Raw genomic sequence first — 15,151 nt, forward strand, 5'->3', positions numbered from 1 at the left:
CGGGCCGGTGCGACGGGTGGGGCCCCGTTACGACCGGCCGCCGCCCGCACCCGGTTCCGTGGCGAGCGGGAGGTCGTCGGGGAGGGTGTCGACCGGGCGCGGGATCGGGCCGAAGTCGTGGTCCGGGCTGTCCACCGGGAGGCGGTTGATCAGCGCCTCCAGCCGCGCCGGGAGGGTGGGGCGGCGCCCCGTACGGCACTGGGCCAGGAGCCGGTGGCGTACCCGCTCCGGCAGCAGGGAGCCCCGGAGGACCGGGGGCGGGACGGGGGTCGGTGCGTGCAGGTTGCGGGCCTGGTCGCGCCAGTACGTGGCGTCGCTGAACTCGGCGCGGCGCTGGTGCGCGAGATACAGGCAGAAGGCCGCGGTGCGGTTGCCGCCGCCCGCCGCGAACTGCCACCAGAACTGGGCGGCGTCGTGGTCCCCCGTGAGATGGAGCAGGGCCGCGAACACGACCGCGCCCTCGGGGTCGGGCCGTTCCTCGTCCACCAGTCGTCCGAGGGCGCTCGCCGCCTGCGGGGTGTCGACGATCAGTGCGACCGCGAGGTCCAGGTCCCGGTCCGCCTGTTCGTGGGCGGCGGGGTCCTCGCGCGGGGCGTCGGGGCCGGCGGACGGGGCCACCGCCGGGGCGGGGGCGGTGACCCGCCGCCGGGCGGCCTCGATGTCGTAGTCGTCGTAGGTGTGGGTGAGGACTTCCGCCTGCTCCAGCCGGGCGCTGAGGGAGGCGTGGTCGTCGGTACGGCGCACGTCTGCTCTCTCTACTCTGCCGTCTCGCGCGTTCCGGTGCCGGACCCGCTCGTTCCGGTGTCGTACAGGTCGAGGTGGCGCGCGAGGCGGCGCCGCGCGTGCCGTACCTGTGAGCGTACGGTGGCCGCGTCGATGCCCAGGTACTCCGCGACCTGTTCCTCCTCCACGCCGAGGACGAAACGCAGCACGACGACGTCGTACTGACGCTCCGGCAGGCCCGCGATGGCGGCGTACAGCCCGAGTTCGTCCGCCAGCAGGTCCGCCCCGTCGCGCGTCCGGTCCAGGAACATCTTCCCGATCGCGGCGTGGAAGGCGGCGGTGTCCACCAGGGCCGGGTGCAGTCCGCGCGCGTCCAGCCACCGTCTGATCTCTTCCTTGAGCACCGCCCACGCGTAGCGGGGCACCGACTCCTGTGCCAGGACGTGCTGCCAGTGCCGTCCGAGGCGGGCGGCGACGGCGTCGACCACCGACTCGGCCGCGGCCCGGCCGCCGATCTGCGTGTGCGCGTAGCGCATCCAGAGCCTGCGGTGGTGGTCGTGGAAGGCGTCGAAGGTCAGGCCGAGCCGTCCGATGCGTTCGTACATGTCCCGCGTGTGGGGCGTCGGGACAATCATCAGAGCCCGCTCCCGTGCGCGGGGACCGACCCGCGCCGCCGGCGGGGGGCGCCCAACGGCGCGCGGGGAGCGGCCCGTTGGCAGTGGGGGTGGTGCGCTCCGGCGCGCGCTACCGCGGCCGGAAAGCGCCGGGGAGCGGACCGTAACGCTCGGGCGCGGATCCGGACGGCGTCGTACCGCGCCGCCACGGCTTCCAGATCGAGTTCCACGGATGTCCTTGTTGGGTGGGCACCGAGCCGCTCCGCAGGAGGACGTCGGTGTGAGACACGGTGTCTCGCGTTCGTCGGTCGGTCGACCGGGCGCTCGGGGCGGTCCGGCGGGCCGCTTCCCCGAGCATTCTCGCAGACAGTAATAGTACGACTACGGGCCCGCTAGGGGCAGGCAAATTCCTTAAGCACGTTCCCCGTTCGCATGCGTGTACCCCCAACGTCCGTGCGGGCACGCCCTGTTCGTACGGTTGTCCCCATACCGTCGTGGGCAGTGAACCGCGACGGAGGCGTGCCGCCGGACCGGCGCGCACACCACCGAGACGACACCGAGGCACCTGGGGGCGCGGCATGACGGACAACGGCACGGTGGACCTGAAACTGGACGAGGCGCACTCGGCGCGGATGTACGACTACTACCTCGGCGGCACGACCAACTTCCCCGCCGACCGGGAGGCCGCCGGCAAGGCACTCGCCGCGTTCCCCTCCCTCCTCGCCACGGCCCGGATCAACCGGCGCTTCATGCAGCGCTCCACCCGGTATCTCGCCGAGCGGGGCGCCACCCAGTTCTTCGACATCGGGACCGGTATCCCCACCTCGCCCAATCTGCACGAGATCGCACAGGCGACGACGCCCTCGGCGCACGTGGTCTACACCGACAACGACCCGATCGTCCTGGCCCATGCCCGCGCGCTGCTGCACAGCCGTCCCGAGGGGCGCACCGCCTACGTCCACGCGGATGTCACCGATCCCGCCGCGCTCCTGGCCACGCCGGACATCCGCGCGACGCTCGACTTCACCAGACCGATCGCGCTGAGTCTCAACGCGCTGCTGCACTTCGTCACCGACGACCGCGTCGAGGGCGGTGCCCACGGCATCGTCGAGCGCCTCAAGGACGCCCTGCCGTCGGGCAGCACCCTCACCATCACGCATGTCACCCCCGATTTCGACCCCGAGGGCATCGCCCGGCTCACCGGCGCCTACCGCGCCTCGGGCACGCCGGGCCAGGCGCGGTCCCACGCGGACATCGTCCGCCTGTTCGACGGCTGGGAGCTGCTGGAGCCCGGCGTCGTACCGAGCCAGCGGTGGCGGCCCGACCCCGACGACCACGCGGACAACATCACGGACACGGAGGCCGCCTGCTACGCCGGGATAGCCCGCAAGCCGTGAGGGCCGAGCCGTAGACCCCGGACCGGACCGGACCGGTCCGCATCGGCGCCGCGGGCCTTCCCCGGGGACCGGACCCGGTCCGCATCGGCGCCGCGGGCCTCCCCCGGAGACCGGCCCCGACTCCGGTTCCGATCCCGGTCCCGGTTCCGATCCCGGTCTCCGGCTCCGGCTCAGCCGACGAACGCCTCGATCAGCGTCCAGACGGCCAGGGCGGCCATGCACGCGGCGCCGATGCGCTTCACGGTCCTGAGCGGGACCCGCCGGGCGATGAAGCGGCCCGCCAGCAGGGCCAGGGCGGAGACCGACATCAGCGCGAGGAGCGAGCCGATCGCGGTCGGCACCCAGCCGTTGCTCGCGGCCAGGTTGGCGGTGGTGATCTGGGTGAGGTCGCCCCACTCGCTGATGAAGACGGCCATGAACGCGGTGGTGTAGACGGGCCAGAAGCCGGTGACGACGGAGCCCGCGCCCTCCTCGTCGTCCTCGTCCCCGCCGCGCAGCAGCACGACGGCGCCGAACGCGAACAGGGCGGCGGAGACGAGCTTGACGGCCACTTCCGGGAGCATCCCGAGCAGGCTTCCGGCGCCGACGGCGATCGCGACGTGCACGGCGAAGGCGGTGGAGGTGCCGAACCATACGTACAGCGGGCGCATCCGGGTGCCCATGGCCAGGGAGGCGAACATGGTCTTGTCGGGGAGTTCCGCGAGGAAGATCAGCCCGAAGGCGGTGAGGAGCGCCAGGGGGTCGAAGGACATGTGCGTGCTTTCTGCTGGGGCCGGGCCGTCGGCTCGTACGGCACCCAGCGGGGCGACGGGAGGAACCACTCGGCCCGGCACGACGGCCCTCCCGCGCGGAAACGCGGAACGGATCATGCCTTGGCCGAAGGTCTCGTCCGCCCCGCAGTGACCGCGGTGGCCCGGTGGCCGGGGCGCCCGGAGGCGCCCAGTGTGTCGACCAGCGGTTCTCGGGACTACTCCCCTTCGCTGCCGGACACCCTAACAGGCGGGGCGGGAGGGGCCGGGCCGCCCCGACCCTCCACCACCCCCTGACCCGCCGCCCGCGCCCGGGTACGCCGCCCACGGTCGCGCCGCCGCCGGGTGCGGGCCGTCCACCGGGCGTACGGCCCGCTCACGCCGCCGCCGCGGCCCGCACCTGTCCCGATCCGACGGCCGCCAGCAGGGCCGCGTGGTCGCGTTCGTTCTGGTCGGCGTAGCTCTCGGCGAACTCGGCCAGCGCGTGGTCGAACGCCGGGCCGCCGCCCAGATACGCGGCGATCGCGATCCGGTCCCCGGAGCGGGCGTGGGCGCGGGCCAGCGTCGCGCCGCACAGTTCGGCGAACACCCGCATCCCGCCGGGCAGCATGCCCTGCGGCGCCAGGATGCCCTTCCAGTCGTGCAACTGCCTGATGTAGAAGTCGCGTTGACGGCCGTCCAGCCCCCGTACCCGGTCCCAGCCCAGAAAGACGTCGCCCACCGCCTGCATGAGCCGCTGCCCGGCGACGACGCGCTGGCCCTGGTTGGCGTACTCGCTCGGTCCGGCGTGCTCCGCCAGCACCGAGCGGTCGGCCTCCTTCGCCTGGAGAATCAGCGGGTCCGCGTCGTCCCGGCCGAGCAGGAGCAGGATCCAGCAGCGGGTGCCGACGCTGCCGACCCCGACGACCTTGCGGGCGATGTCCACCACGCGGTACTGCCGCAGCAGTTGCCGCCGCTCGGTGGACAGGCTCCGGCCGTACCGGTCGACCAGCTTGTGCAGTTCCCGGACGAACGTGTCGTGCTGTCCGCCCCGCAGCAGGTCGTCGATGGGTACGACCAGCGGCGGGTCGGCCGCGAAGCGGCGCAGCCCGTCGCTCTGCCGGGTCAGCTTCTCGAACGCCTGGAGGCTGTCGCGGGTGCGCGCCTTGCTCATCATCTTCGACAGCCGCTCGCGGCCCTTCGGGCCGAGCCGCCGGTCGGCCATCGGCTGGAGGTCGGCCATGTCGGCGCGGGTGTACCAGACGTCGAGATTGCCCATCCCGGCGAACAGGCGCATGCGCTCGCGGTACGACCCCACGGACGCCCGTACGATCATCGACCGCTCCTTGGCCGAGTAGCCGTTCTCGCGCCCGGCGATCACCAGGCTCGCGGCGAGCCGTTTGACGTCCCACTCCCAGGGGCCGGGGAGTGTCTCGTCGAAGTCGTTGATGTCGAAGACCAGCCGGCGTTCCGGCGAGCCGAGGAGGCGGAAGTTCAGCAGGTGCGCGTCGCCGCAGAGCTGGGCCCGGATGCCGGAGTCGGGAGTGGAGGCCAGATCACCGGCCATGATCGCGGCGGCGCCCCGGTAGAAGCGGAAGGGCGACTCGGTCATACGGCCGTAGCGGATGGGGACCAGTTCCGGCACCCGCGACTGCGACTGCGCGTCGATCACCGCCACCGGGTCGGGCCGGTCGGGGGACGCCTCGAACACCGCGTGGCTGGATCTCGGCGCCCGTTTGCGCGCTGCCTTTCCCCGGGCGGCCCGCTCCTGCGGGGAGAGGTGGAGCGTCTGCCGGCGTACGGGCGTCCCGAAACGGCCGGAGGCCCGGGGCGCTCCGCCGGGTTCCGCGCCGGGGTTCCGGTCGCGGTTCCGGTCGGCGTGTCTGCCGGGGGTCCTGCCGGTGTTCCTGCCGCGCCTGGTCATCGATGTGCCTCCACCGCGAGAGTCCGCCCGAGAGCCGCCCCCTCCCCTCACTATCCGGCGGCGGCCAGGGCCCCGCACGTCGGCGTCCGGGCCGGAGCGGCGCCGGGCCGGGCGCGCGAGGTGTCAGGAGGAGCGGACGGCCGCCAGCAGGGCCGGTGAGTGGTAGCCCGTCGACGTACCCGCGTGCCAGGACACCAGGTCCGGCGCCTCCGGCCGGGCCCCGCCCAGGAGGAAGAGGCTCACCAGGCCCACCCCGCCGACCACGCTGAGCCCGAGGGTGATCCCCACCGCGAGATGGAATCCGTCGGCGAGCCCCTGGACCAGGGCGAGGTGCAGCAGCACGGGGCCGATCAGGAACGCCGCCTCCGAGCGCAGCAGCTCCACCAGCGCGAAGGTCGGGCCGATCTGGATGGCCGGGACGGAGAAGCCCGCCAGGAAGAGGCCCGGTGTCACGCCCGCGCCCGCGCCGAAGCCGAGGAAGAACGACGCGACGGGAACGGTCACCGACGCGCTGCTGGTGGAGGTCGCCAGCAGCACGGCCGCGCCGATCGCCACGCTGACCGTGCCGCACAACGCCAGCACGGGCGTCCAGCGGGTCGACATCAGACTGCGGAACAGGGCGGTCGCGAGGACGACACCGAGGATCTGCGGCGTGAGCAGTGACCCGATCCGTACGGGGGAGAATCCCGCTCGCTGGGTCAGATAGACCTCGATCAGCTCCAGCAGGGTGGTGAAGCACGCGCCGACGAGCATCGCGTTCAGCGTCCCGACCACCGGCAGCGTGTTGCTGATGGGCCGTACCGGCATCAGCGGGTGGGCCTTGCGGTACTGGCCGCCCACCAGGAAGATCCCGCAGATCAGACCGACGACGACCGGCACGTAGAACTCGGGGTCGTCGAAGTCGCCGCGTGTCAGCCAGGAGACACCGAAGAACGGCAGCGCCGTGGTGCCGAAGGCCAGCGGGATCGCGGTCCAGTCGAAACGGGCACGGCGGGCTGGCGGATCGTTGCCCTCGAAGGTGAGGGAGCCGGTGATCAGACCGATCAGCGCCAGGGTGCCGATCGCCGCGAACAGGGGCCGCCAGCCGCCGAACGAACCGACGAGCCCGCCCACCAGCGGCCCGAAGGCCACCATGCCGAAAAGCCCGAGACTGACGACGGCGGCCGTCGTCTGGAGCCGGGTGATGGGGTGCCCGGTGATCAGCGGCGGCAGCGCGGCGACCAGCAGCATGCCGGTGAAGAGTCCCTGGAGGATCACCCCGGTCGCGAACATGCCGATGTTCTGGGCGCCGAGCGCCAGCGCCGTACTGAGGACGAATCCGCTCTCGCACACGAGGTAGACCCGGCGCCGGGACACCCGCTGGACCAGGTCGGCGGCGGCGACGGCGCCGAAGGCGTACCCCGCGTTGGACATGCCGCTGGTGAGCTGGAGTTCGTACCGGGTGGCGCCGATGCTCCGCATGATCTGCGGCTCCATCAGGAAGGTCGCCGTGGTGAGGATCAGATACGGGCTCAGCGCGAGCAGCGCCAGCGCGACGGAGGCGGGGTACTTCCCGGCGAGCGGGAGCCGGGTGAACAGCTTCGGCGAGAGCGGCGAGGGTGGGCGGGACGGCACGAGACGCCTCCGGGGCCGACGTGGGGGGACGCGGGGGAACGGTGGGCGCGCGGCGTGGAGGGGCCACGAACCGGGCCAGCGTACGGTCGCCCGCCACACACCCCGGCCTGACACGCCCGCCCGGCGCGTGTCGCGAAAGTCCCACCGCCTGCGTGCCACCGGGACGGGGCAGGGCGGGGGCCGTTCTCGTCGGCGCGGAGGCGGGGTAGGGCGGGGGGCCCTTCCGCGCCGGGGGTACGGCGGGGGCCCGTTCTCGTCCGCGCCGGTACGGGGTACGGCAGGGTCCCTGCCCTTCCGCGCCGTGGCCGTTCCCTCGCCCGGGTCGCAGTCCCCTCCGGGCCGGAACACCGTACGGCGCTGGCCCGTTCCCCTCACGGCCAGGACGGGGCACGGCGCGGGTGCTCCCTTCCGCGCCGGGGATACGGCGGGGGCCCGTTCTCGTCCGCGCCGGTACGGGGTACGGCAGGGTCCCTGCCCTTCCGCGCCGTGGCCGGGTCCCTTGCCCGGGTCGCAGTCCCCTCCGGGCCGGAACACCGTACGGCGCTGGCCCGTTCCCCTCACGGCCAGGACGGGGCGGGGCGCGGGGGCCGTTCCGGGCCGGGACGGGATACAGGGGGCCGTTCCCTTCCGTGCCGTGGCCCTCGCCCGGGTCGCATTCCCATCCGGGCCGGAACGGCGAACGGCAGGTGCCCGCCTCCTTCCGGGCCGGGACGGCTTACGGCGCGGGTCCGTTCCTCTCCGGGCCGGGACGGCGTAACGCTGGTCCCGTTCCCTCCGGGTCAGGACCAGACCCGGCGCGGGTGCTCCCTCTCGGGCCGGGACGGCGTGCGGCGGCGCGTCGCGCTCCGGCGCCCCTCACGGCCGGCGGAGCCGGGTGCCCGTTGACCCGGCCGTGGCCGGGCAACGCGACCCGGGCGACGGCCCGGCCTCGGCGGCGCGGACACGACGCGCCCCGGGGCCTCCCCCGCGCCCGCCCGCTCGGAAAAGGAGTCGGACGGTGACCTCGGTCATCGGTGCGCGTTGTACCTGGTGTGTCGAACACCGTGTCCCGTTCCGCCGATGTCAGCGCTGCCCCGGCCGAGAAGCCCCCGCAGCTCCCCTACCTCTTGACGCCGCCGCAGGGTGAAGCGGCGCGCGCGCTGGTCAGTCATGTGGCCTCGCTGGCCCTGCCGGACCCCGACGCCCGGCTCGTCGCCGCGGTGGTGGCGATCCGGGCCGCGCGCGGCGGTGTCGGCAATGTCAGCGGGGCGGATCTGGCCGCCCTGCGGCTGGGCGACGCGCGGCAGGCCGTGGGCGCCCTTCGCGGCCTGGGCTGGGAGGTGCCCGACGGGCTGCTCGACGGCGATCCCGCGACACCGTGGCCCGTCACCGTCCCTGATCTGGCCCCGGGGACGGACCATCCCCTGCCCCTCGGGAAGAACATGCGCTCGCGGGTGTCCGGGTGGGCCGCGCGGACTCTGTCCGCCAAGCCGGTCAAGAAGCTCCCGCCCGCCGCGCGGCTGGCCGGGCTGTTCCTCGCCGCGCACAGCACCCCCGGGCTTCAGGGGCCGATCCCGCCCGAGCTGCCCGAAGCCTGCCGGGCCGCCCTGCCCGATCTCCTGAGCAAGGGCTTCCTGGCCGAGCTGTCGCAGGACCGGTGCCGGCTCGCTCCCGCCGTACGCCATCTGTCGGGCAGGCGTCCTCCCACGGAGGCGGAGGAGGCGACGGAGCCCCCGGAGCCGGACGACGGGGTGGTCATCGCGTCGACTCCCGGATTCACGTTCGACGCCGACGCGTGGGCCGGGTGGAAGGCGTCGGCCACACCCGGGCTGCGGCGGCACGCCGAGTCCGTCGAGTACTGCGCGATGTGCGCGCTGCGTGTCGAGCGGGTCGCGGAGGCGTTCATGGTCCCCGTTCGCGCACGGGCCACCACCGAGAAGGTCGCGGCGGCGTTCGCCGAGTGGCGGCGGACCCATTCCGACCCGGGCCCCCTGGCGGCCGAGTTCACCCTCGCCTTCCGCGACCGGCACGGGCACGGCCCGTCGTACGGCCAGCTGAGCGCGGGCCTGAACTGGTCCCTGAAGGCCCCGTTGCGCGGACTCGTCGTGGGGAGTCTGGTGACGGACGAGTGGCTGACGGGAACGGGCACCGTGCCGTGGACGCTGCGTCCGGGCCTGGCCGCCGAGGCCCGGGGCATCGCCCTGCCCAGGGCACGCGGCCCGGTGACGGTCGTGCGCATCGAGCCGTAGCGGCGGGGGCCGGCCGGTGAGGGGCCGGTACGGCGGCGGGACCACCCCCGCCGCGCCGCCGTACCGGCCCCGCCCGTCACCGCTCCTGTTCGGTGAGGGTGAGCCTGCCCCGCCTGATCGTGGCGAGGCGGGTCGCGCGGCGGGCGATGGCGGTGTCGTGGGTGACCATGACGAAGGTCAGCCCGTGCTCCTTCCAGAGCCCTTCGAGCAGGTCCATGATCTCGTCGCGCATGGACTCGTCGAGGTTGCCGGTCGGTTCGTCGGCGAGCAGGACCTTGGGCTGTTTGACGAGCGCCCGCGCGATGGCGACGCGCTGCTGCTGGCCGCCGGACAGCTCCGAGGGCAGATGGTGGAGGCGCTCCCCGAGTCCCACGGAGCGCAGGGACTCCGCCGCGCGCTCGCGGCGTTCGGCGGCCTTGGTGCCGAGCGGGACCAGCGCCGTCTCCACGTTCTCCTGGGCGGTCAGGGTGGGGATGAGGTTGAAGCTCTGGAAGACGAAGCCGATGGACCGGCCGCGTACGGCGGTGAGCGCGCCCTCGCCGAGCCGGGCGAGGTCGGTGCCGTCGAGGGTGACGCTGCCCGCCGTGGGCCGGTCGAGGCCGCCGAGCATCTGGAGGAGGGTGGACTTGCCGCCGCCGGTGGGGCCCTTGATGACGAGCCGGTCGCCCGATCCGATGGTCAGGTCGATCCCGGCGAGCGCGTCGACGGTGTCCTTGCCCCGGCGGTACTGCTTGGTGACGCCGCTGAGTTCATACATGGTGCGACTCCTGGGTGCTGCGGTGAGGTGAGGGCGGTACGGGGGGCGCGGCCCGGGGCTACTCGACGCGGCGCAGCGCGTCGGCGGGGCGCAGCCGGGAGGCGCGCCAGCCGCCGAAGGCGCCCGCGACGAGGCCGCCGGTCACCGCGAGGCCGACCGCCAGGGCGATGGTGGTGACGGAGACGGGCGCGGTGAGGCCGATCTCGACGGCCTTGTCGGCGGCCTGTGCGGCGGGGCCGCCCCCGCGGAACATGCCGCCGCCGGGAGCGCCGGGGCCGCCCGCCGCGGCGCCGAGCCGGGCGGTCAGGGAGGGGGCCGCGGCGGTCACCGTGTAGGCGGCGGCCACGCCGACGGCGATGCCGAGCACGCCGCCGACCAGTCCGTTGACCATCGCCTCGCCGGCGACCTGCCGGGTGACGCGCCCGCTCGTCCAGCCGAGGGCCTTGAGTGTGCCGAACTCCTGGACGCGGCGGCCGACGGCGGACATGGTGAGCAGTCCCGCGACGACGAAGGCGGCGACCAGGACGATGATCGACAGCCACTTGCCGACGCCGGCGGCGAGGTCGGACGCCGTGGAGAGGGAGCCGGAGACGGTGTCGGCGAGGTCGGCGGAGCTGGTGACGGTGGTGCCCGGGATGTTCTTCCTGATGGTTTCCTCGACCGCGCCGAGCTGCTGGGAGTCGTCGGCCCGGACGTAGACCGTGGTGATCTTGTCCTTGGAGTCGGACAGGGTCTGCGCCTGTTTGAGCGGGAGGTACAGATCGGCCGCCGCGTCACCGCTGTCGGCGGTGGCGATGCCGATGATGTCGAACGTCGTTCCCTTGAGGGTGAGGTCTCCGCCGACCCGGTACTTCTTCTCCTTCGCGTAGGCGGCGTCGACCACGGCCACCTTCGCGCCGGCGTCGGCCGCCGTGAAGGCGCGGCCGTCGGTGATCCTGGAGGAGGTCAGCGGGCCGAGGTCCTGGTGGGTGGTGTCGGTGCCGTAGACGGTGGAGGAGTCCACGTCGAACGCGGCGCCGCCGCCCCGTACTTCTCCCTGCGGCCCGCCCGTGGAGCCGCCTCCGCCGCCGGGGCCGCCCTCCCTCGGCTGGAACTCGCCGGGCTTGAACTCTCCGTCGACCTTGACGACGGTGAGGCTGAGGCCGCCCACGGCGGCGGCCACCCCGGACTGCCCGGCGACCTTGTCGACCGTGTCGGCGGCGAGGGTCTGGAAGCCCTGCGGCATGACGAAGTCGTTGCTCTGCTGCTCCTCGCCGTCCTGCGCGTCGAAGTTGAAGCGGGGCCGGGCGGGTCCGCCCTCGGAGGCGGGGTCGGCGGCCTTGGTGACGGTCATGTCGGTGCCGAGGCCGTACAGCGACTCCAGGACGTCGCCCTGGGCGCGCTGCATGCCCGTGGAGACGGAGTTGACGACGATGACCAGGGCGATGCCGAGCGCGAGCCCCGAGGCGACGACCAGCGCGGCCTTGCGGCGGCGGCGCAGTTCGCGCCGGAGGTAGATGAGGAACATGACGCGAAAATATTCACGGTGGGTGATGGCAGCATAGGAACCGCATAAGAGGAGGATGAGAAGCCGTCAGCAGCGGTCGGCCGTCCACGCGGAGGGCCGGCGGCGCTCGGTCGGACTCCGACGCGGAGGCCCGGCGGTCGGTCACAGTGGACTGGAGAGGTGGACGGATGTCGCGGTACCACGAGGTCAAGCACCGGGTCGTCACGGCGTTCCAGCGGCGGGTGGCCAATCCGCTGTCGTCCCGGATGCCGTGGCAGGTCCTGCTGGAGACGACGGGGCGCACGTCGGGGCAGCCGAGGCGGACCCCGGTCGGCGGGCGCCGGGTGGGCCAGGAGTTCTGGCTGGTGTCCGAGTACGGCGAGACGTCGCACTACGTACGGAACATCCTGGCCGACCCGAGGGTCCGGGTCCGGATCAAGGGCACCTGGTATCCGGGGACGGCGTACCCGCTGCCGGAGGACGACGCCCGTGCCCGGCTGCGGGGTCTGCCGACCGGGAACAGCGCGATGGTGCGGCTGATGGGGACGAATCTGCTGACGGTACGGGTCGATCTGGACGGCTGACCGCACCGGTCGCCCCGCCCCCGCCCCTACGTGTCGCTGCCCGACACGTCGGGGAACGAGTGGTGTTCGTGCGCGACCACCCAGCGGCCCTGTTCCTTGCGCAGCCCGACGGTGAGCCGCAGGCGGGTGGCCGACCGCTCGGCCTCCTCGCGCGGCGAACCGCAGCGCAGCAGGGCGTACGCGTAGGCGACGTCGGTGCCCGCCGTGACGTCCAGTTCGAGGATGTCGAACGTGGCGCCGTTCGCCTGCCATGCGAAGAAGCCGGGCCAGGTCTCGCGGTAGGCGTCGATGCCGCGTACGCCCTCCTGGGGCGGCGGCACGTCGAACATCACGATGTCGGCGGCGTGATCGGCCAGGACACGGTCCATGTCACCGGTGCGCACGGCCGCCGCCCATTGCTCGATCAGGGCCCGGATCCGCTGCTCGTCGTCGGACATCTCGGCCATCGGTGCCGCTCGCTTTCGTCGGACGGATCGATCCCGTCGATCCCGGGGTCAACGACCCTAGGCGAGGATCACCGTGCCCCGGTCGAGGACGCGCGCGCCGTCGCGACAGGTCCGGGCCCGTTCGGGCGGGCCGTCGTTCGGGCGGCGGTCAGGCGGGTTCCACCACGAAGAGCGCGTCGCGGACGGCGGCGGTCGACGGAGGGTCCTCGCGGTCCCAGCCGTGTACGCCGATGGTGGCGCTCTCGCCGGGGAGCAGCGTCAGCGGGCCCTGGTCGGCGACGGCGGTGGGCGCGAGCCGGTCGGCCTGGAGGAGCAGGTCGCGCAGCAGGGTGCGGGCGGTGACGACGATGTCCGTCCGGCCGCCGGAGCGGCGGACGGCCGCCACGTCGTAGCGGGGCGGCGGGTAGGCGAACTCGTGGTCGCGTACGGGGAAGTACGTGGCCCGCAGGTCCCCCGCGTCGGCGACCAGGAACTCCTTCGCGGAGGCGGGGTCCGGCAGCAGCGCGGCGGGCACGGCCGCGCACGCGACGGCGCGCGCCCCGGCCCGTACGGTCACGGTCGTCTCGGCGAGTGTGCGGCCGTCGGCGGCCGTGCGGCGCAGCCGTACCCGGGCGTCCCAGGGGTCCGGGGACTGGTTGTCGGCGACGACGGTGGGGCGGCCGTCGCGTATCTGTACGGTGAGCAGCCGGTCCGCGTAGAGGCGGCGCAGGGCGAAGTAGAGCGGTTTGGGGCGCCCGTCGCCGTCGACGGCGGCCCAGGAGGTCACCGGCCAGCAGTCGTTGAGCTGCCAGAGGACGGTGCCCGCGCAGACCGGCCAGTGGGAGCGCCAGTGGGCGATGCCGGTGGTGACGGCGCGGGCCTGGTTGAGCTGGGTGAGATAGTGCCAGCGGTCGAAGCCGGCCGGGCCGGGCTCGGGCGGGGTGAAGTGGCGGGCGAGTCCCCGGTCCAGTTTGCCGTTGCCGTCGTGGGCCTTCTGGTGGTGGAGCATGCCGGGTGAGCCGGCGGAGAGTTCCTCGCCGGGCAGGGCGCGGCGCAGGGTGGCGTGGGCGGGCGGGGCCTGCCAGCCGAACTCGGCGACGAAGCGCGGGACGGTGTCGAGGTAGTCGGTGTGGTCGGCGCGGTTCCAGACGTCCCAGGAGTGCGCGGTGCCGTGGGCGGGGTCGTTGGGGTGGTGGTCCCAGGAGCCGGACCAGGGGCTGCCCGCCCAGTAGGGGCGGGTGGGGTCGGTCTCGGCGACGACGCGGGGCAGCAGGCCGAGGTAGTAGCCCTCGCCCCAGGAGTCGCCGTCCAGCGCGGGCTCCCAGTCCCAGTCGCGGAAGCCCCACAGGTTCTCGTTGTTGCCGTTCCACAGGACGAGGGAGGGGTGGGGCATGAGGCGGGTGACGTTCTCGCGGGCCTCGGCCTCGATCTCGGAGCGCAGGGGTTGTTCCTCGGGGTAGGCGGCGCAGGCGAAGGGGAAGTCCTGCCAGACCGTCAGGCCGAGTTCGTCGCAGACGTCGTAGAAGTCGTCGCTCTCGTAGAGTCCGCCGCCCCAGACCCGTACGAGGTTGACGCCCGCGTCGGCGGCCTGGGTGAGCCGGGCGCGGTAGCGGTCGGGGCCGACGCGGGAGGGGAAGGCGTCGTCGGGGATCCAGTTGACGCCGCGTGCGAAGACGGGTTGGCCGTTGATGCCCAGGGTGAAGGCGGTGCCGTGCGCGTCGGCGCTCGTGTCGAGGGTGACGGTACGGAATCCGAGCCGGCGCCGCCATCGGTCGAGGAGCGCCCCGTCGGCGTCGAGCAGTTCCAACTCGGCTTCGTACAGCGGTTGTTCGCCGTAGCCCCGGGGCCACCAGAGGGCGGCGCCGGGGACCTCGACGGTGAGGGCGGCGCGGGAGCCGTCGGTGTCGGCGGAGGCGGTGTGGTCGCCGACGCGGGCGCGGAGCGTGAGCCGGGGCCCGCCGTCGGTGCCGCCGCCCGTGGCGTTTCCGGTGCCGGTGCGCTCGATGTCGACGCGCAGTTCGGCGCGGCCGGTGGAGCCGTCGACGGTGACGAGCGGGCGTACGCGGGCGAGCCGGGCGGTGGACCAGTGCTCCAGGCGTACGGGCTTCCAGATCCCGGCGGTCACCAGGGTCGGCCCCCAGTCCCAGCCGAACGAGCAGGCCATCTTGCGGATGTACGGGAACGGTTCGGGGTACGCGTTGGGCCGCTCCCCGAGCAGGGCGCGTACGGCCTCGGCCTCGGTGTAGGCCGAGGTGAACTCCACGGTGAGCGGTGTCGGCACGGCGGGGTCCAGCAGGTCGGTGACGTCGAAGCGGTAACTCCGGTGCATGTTGCGGGTGTTGCCGACGGTTTCCCCGCCGACCCGGACCGCGGCGACGGTGTCGAGTCCGTCGAGGACGAGGTCGGTGCGCTCGTGCGCGGTGGCGCGGGCGCCGAGTTCGGTGTCGTAACGCCAGCCGGTACGCCCGATCCAGGCGACCGCGGTCTCGTTGAGCGCCAGGAACGGGTCCTCGATGAGCCCGGCGTCCAGCAGATCGGTGTGCACGCACCCGGGCACCCGGGCTGCCACCTCACCGGCGGGTGCCTCTGGAACCGGGCCGCCGTCCGGGACGTGCCGCAGCGTCCAGTTGTCGGTGAGCGGGGTGACGTCCTTCATACCGTGACTCCGTCC

Annotated in this window: 12 protein-coding genes; 3 read left to right on the top strand and 9 right to left on the bottom strand. The window is 73.6% G+C overall.

Annotated elements, in window-relative coordinates; translation table 11 throughout:
* Positions 1 to 27 precede the first annotated feature (27 nt).
* Positions 28 to 744, bottom strand: coding sequence for a hypothetical protein (locus OG875_RS05695; protein ID WP_330173136.1), 717 nt, complete (start codon positions 742 to 744; stop codon positions 28 to 30).
* Between the two features lie 11 nt (positions 745 to 755).
* Positions 756 to 1,328, bottom strand: coding sequence for an RNA polymerase sigma factor (locus OG875_RS05700; RefSeq protein WP_330173137.1), 573 nt, complete (start codon positions 1,326 to 1,328; stop codon positions 756 to 758).
* 587 nt (positions 1,329 to 1,915) lie between these two features.
* Here OG875_RS05700 and OG875_RS05705 point away from each other — a divergent pair.
* Positions 1,916 to 2,734 carry an SAM-dependent methyltransferase gene (locus OG875_RS05705; protein ID WP_330173138.1) on the top strand — a complete coding sequence of 273 codons (819 nt, stop codon included), beginning with the start codon at positions 1,916 to 1,918 and terminating at the stop codon, positions 2,732 to 2,734.
* A 170-nt stretch (positions 2,735 to 2,904) separates the two neighbouring features.
* Here the strand turns inward: OG875_RS05705 and OG875_RS05710 are convergent, their stop codons facing one another.
* The 3 genes from OG875_RS05710 to OG875_RS05720 form a co-directional block, all read right to left on the bottom strand.
* A complete protein-coding gene (locus OG875_RS05710; protein ID WP_330173139.1) occupies positions 2,905 to 3,486 on the bottom strand; it encodes a TMEM165/GDT1 family protein in 582 nt (193 codons plus the stop codon).
* 373 nt (positions 3,487 to 3,859) lie between these two features.
* Entirely contained in the window at positions 3,860 to 5,386 is a 1,527-nt protein-coding gene (locus tag OG875_RS05715; RefSeq protein ID WP_330173140.1) for a DUF2252 domain-containing protein, read from the bottom strand.
* A 123-nt stretch (positions 5,387 to 5,509) separates the two neighbouring features.
* The gene (locus OG875_RS05720) at positions 5,510 to 7,000 is read right to left on the bottom strand and encodes an MFS transporter (RefSeq protein ID WP_330173141.1); all 1,491 of its coding nucleotides are present in this window, start codon (positions 6,998 to 7,000) and stop codon (positions 5,510 to 5,512) included.
* Between the two features lie 1,031 nt (positions 7,001 to 8,031).
* Here OG875_RS05720 and OG875_RS05725 point away from each other — a divergent pair.
* Positions 8,032 to 9,228, top strand: coding sequence for a hypothetical protein (locus tag OG875_RS05725; protein WP_330173142.1), 1,197 nt, complete (start codon positions 8,032 to 8,034; stop codon positions 9,226 to 9,228).
* Between the two features lie 76 nt (positions 9,229 to 9,304).
* On the opposite strand, the gene OG875_RS05730 is transcribed toward OG875_RS05725, so the two are convergent.
* Both OG875_RS05730 and OG875_RS05735 read right to left on the bottom strand, forming a co-directional pair.
* Positions 9,305 to 9,985, bottom strand: coding sequence for an ABC transporter ATP-binding protein (locus OG875_RS05730; protein WP_330173143.1), 681 nt, complete (start codon positions 9,983 to 9,985; stop codon positions 9,305 to 9,307).
* A 58-nt stretch (positions 9,986 to 10,043) separates the two neighbouring features.
* Positions 10,044 to 11,492: an ABC transporter permease gene (locus OG875_RS05735; RefSeq protein WP_330173144.1), complete on the bottom strand. Its 1,449-nt coding sequence runs from the start codon at positions 11,490 to 11,492 to the stop codon at positions 10,044 to 10,046.
* Between the two features lie 167 nt (positions 11,493 to 11,659).
* Between OG875_RS05735 and OG875_RS05740 the strand changes: the two genes are divergently transcribed.
* Positions 11,660 to 12,055, top strand: coding sequence for a nitroreductase/quinone reductase family protein (locus OG875_RS05740; protein ID WP_330173145.1), 396 nt, complete (start codon positions 11,660 to 11,662; stop codon positions 12,053 to 12,055).
* A 26-nt stretch (positions 12,056 to 12,081) separates the two neighbouring features.
* Here OG875_RS05740 and OG875_RS05745 read toward each other — a convergent pair whose 3' ends face one another.
* Together OG875_RS05745 and OG875_RS05750 are read right to left on the bottom strand one after the other, a co-directional pair.
* Complete coding sequence (locus OG875_RS05745; protein WP_330177611.1) at positions 12,082 to 12,492, bottom strand: YybH family protein; 411 nt, start codon at positions 12,490 to 12,492, stop codon at positions 12,082 to 12,084.
* Between the two features lie 157 nt (positions 12,493 to 12,649).
* Positions 12,650 to 15,136 carry a glycoside hydrolase family 2 protein gene (locus tag OG875_RS05750; RefSeq protein WP_330173146.1) on the bottom strand — a complete coding sequence of 829 codons (2,487 nt, stop codon included), beginning with the start codon at positions 15,134 to 15,136 and terminating at the stop codon, positions 12,650 to 12,652.
* Positions 15,137 to 15,151: the final 15 nt, after the last annotated feature.

The sequence above is a fragment of the Streptomyces sp. NBC_01498 genome (assembly GCF_036327775.1).
In the GTDB taxonomy this organism is placed as follows: domain Bacteria; phylum Actinomycetota; class Actinomycetes; order Streptomycetales; family Streptomycetaceae; genus Streptomyces.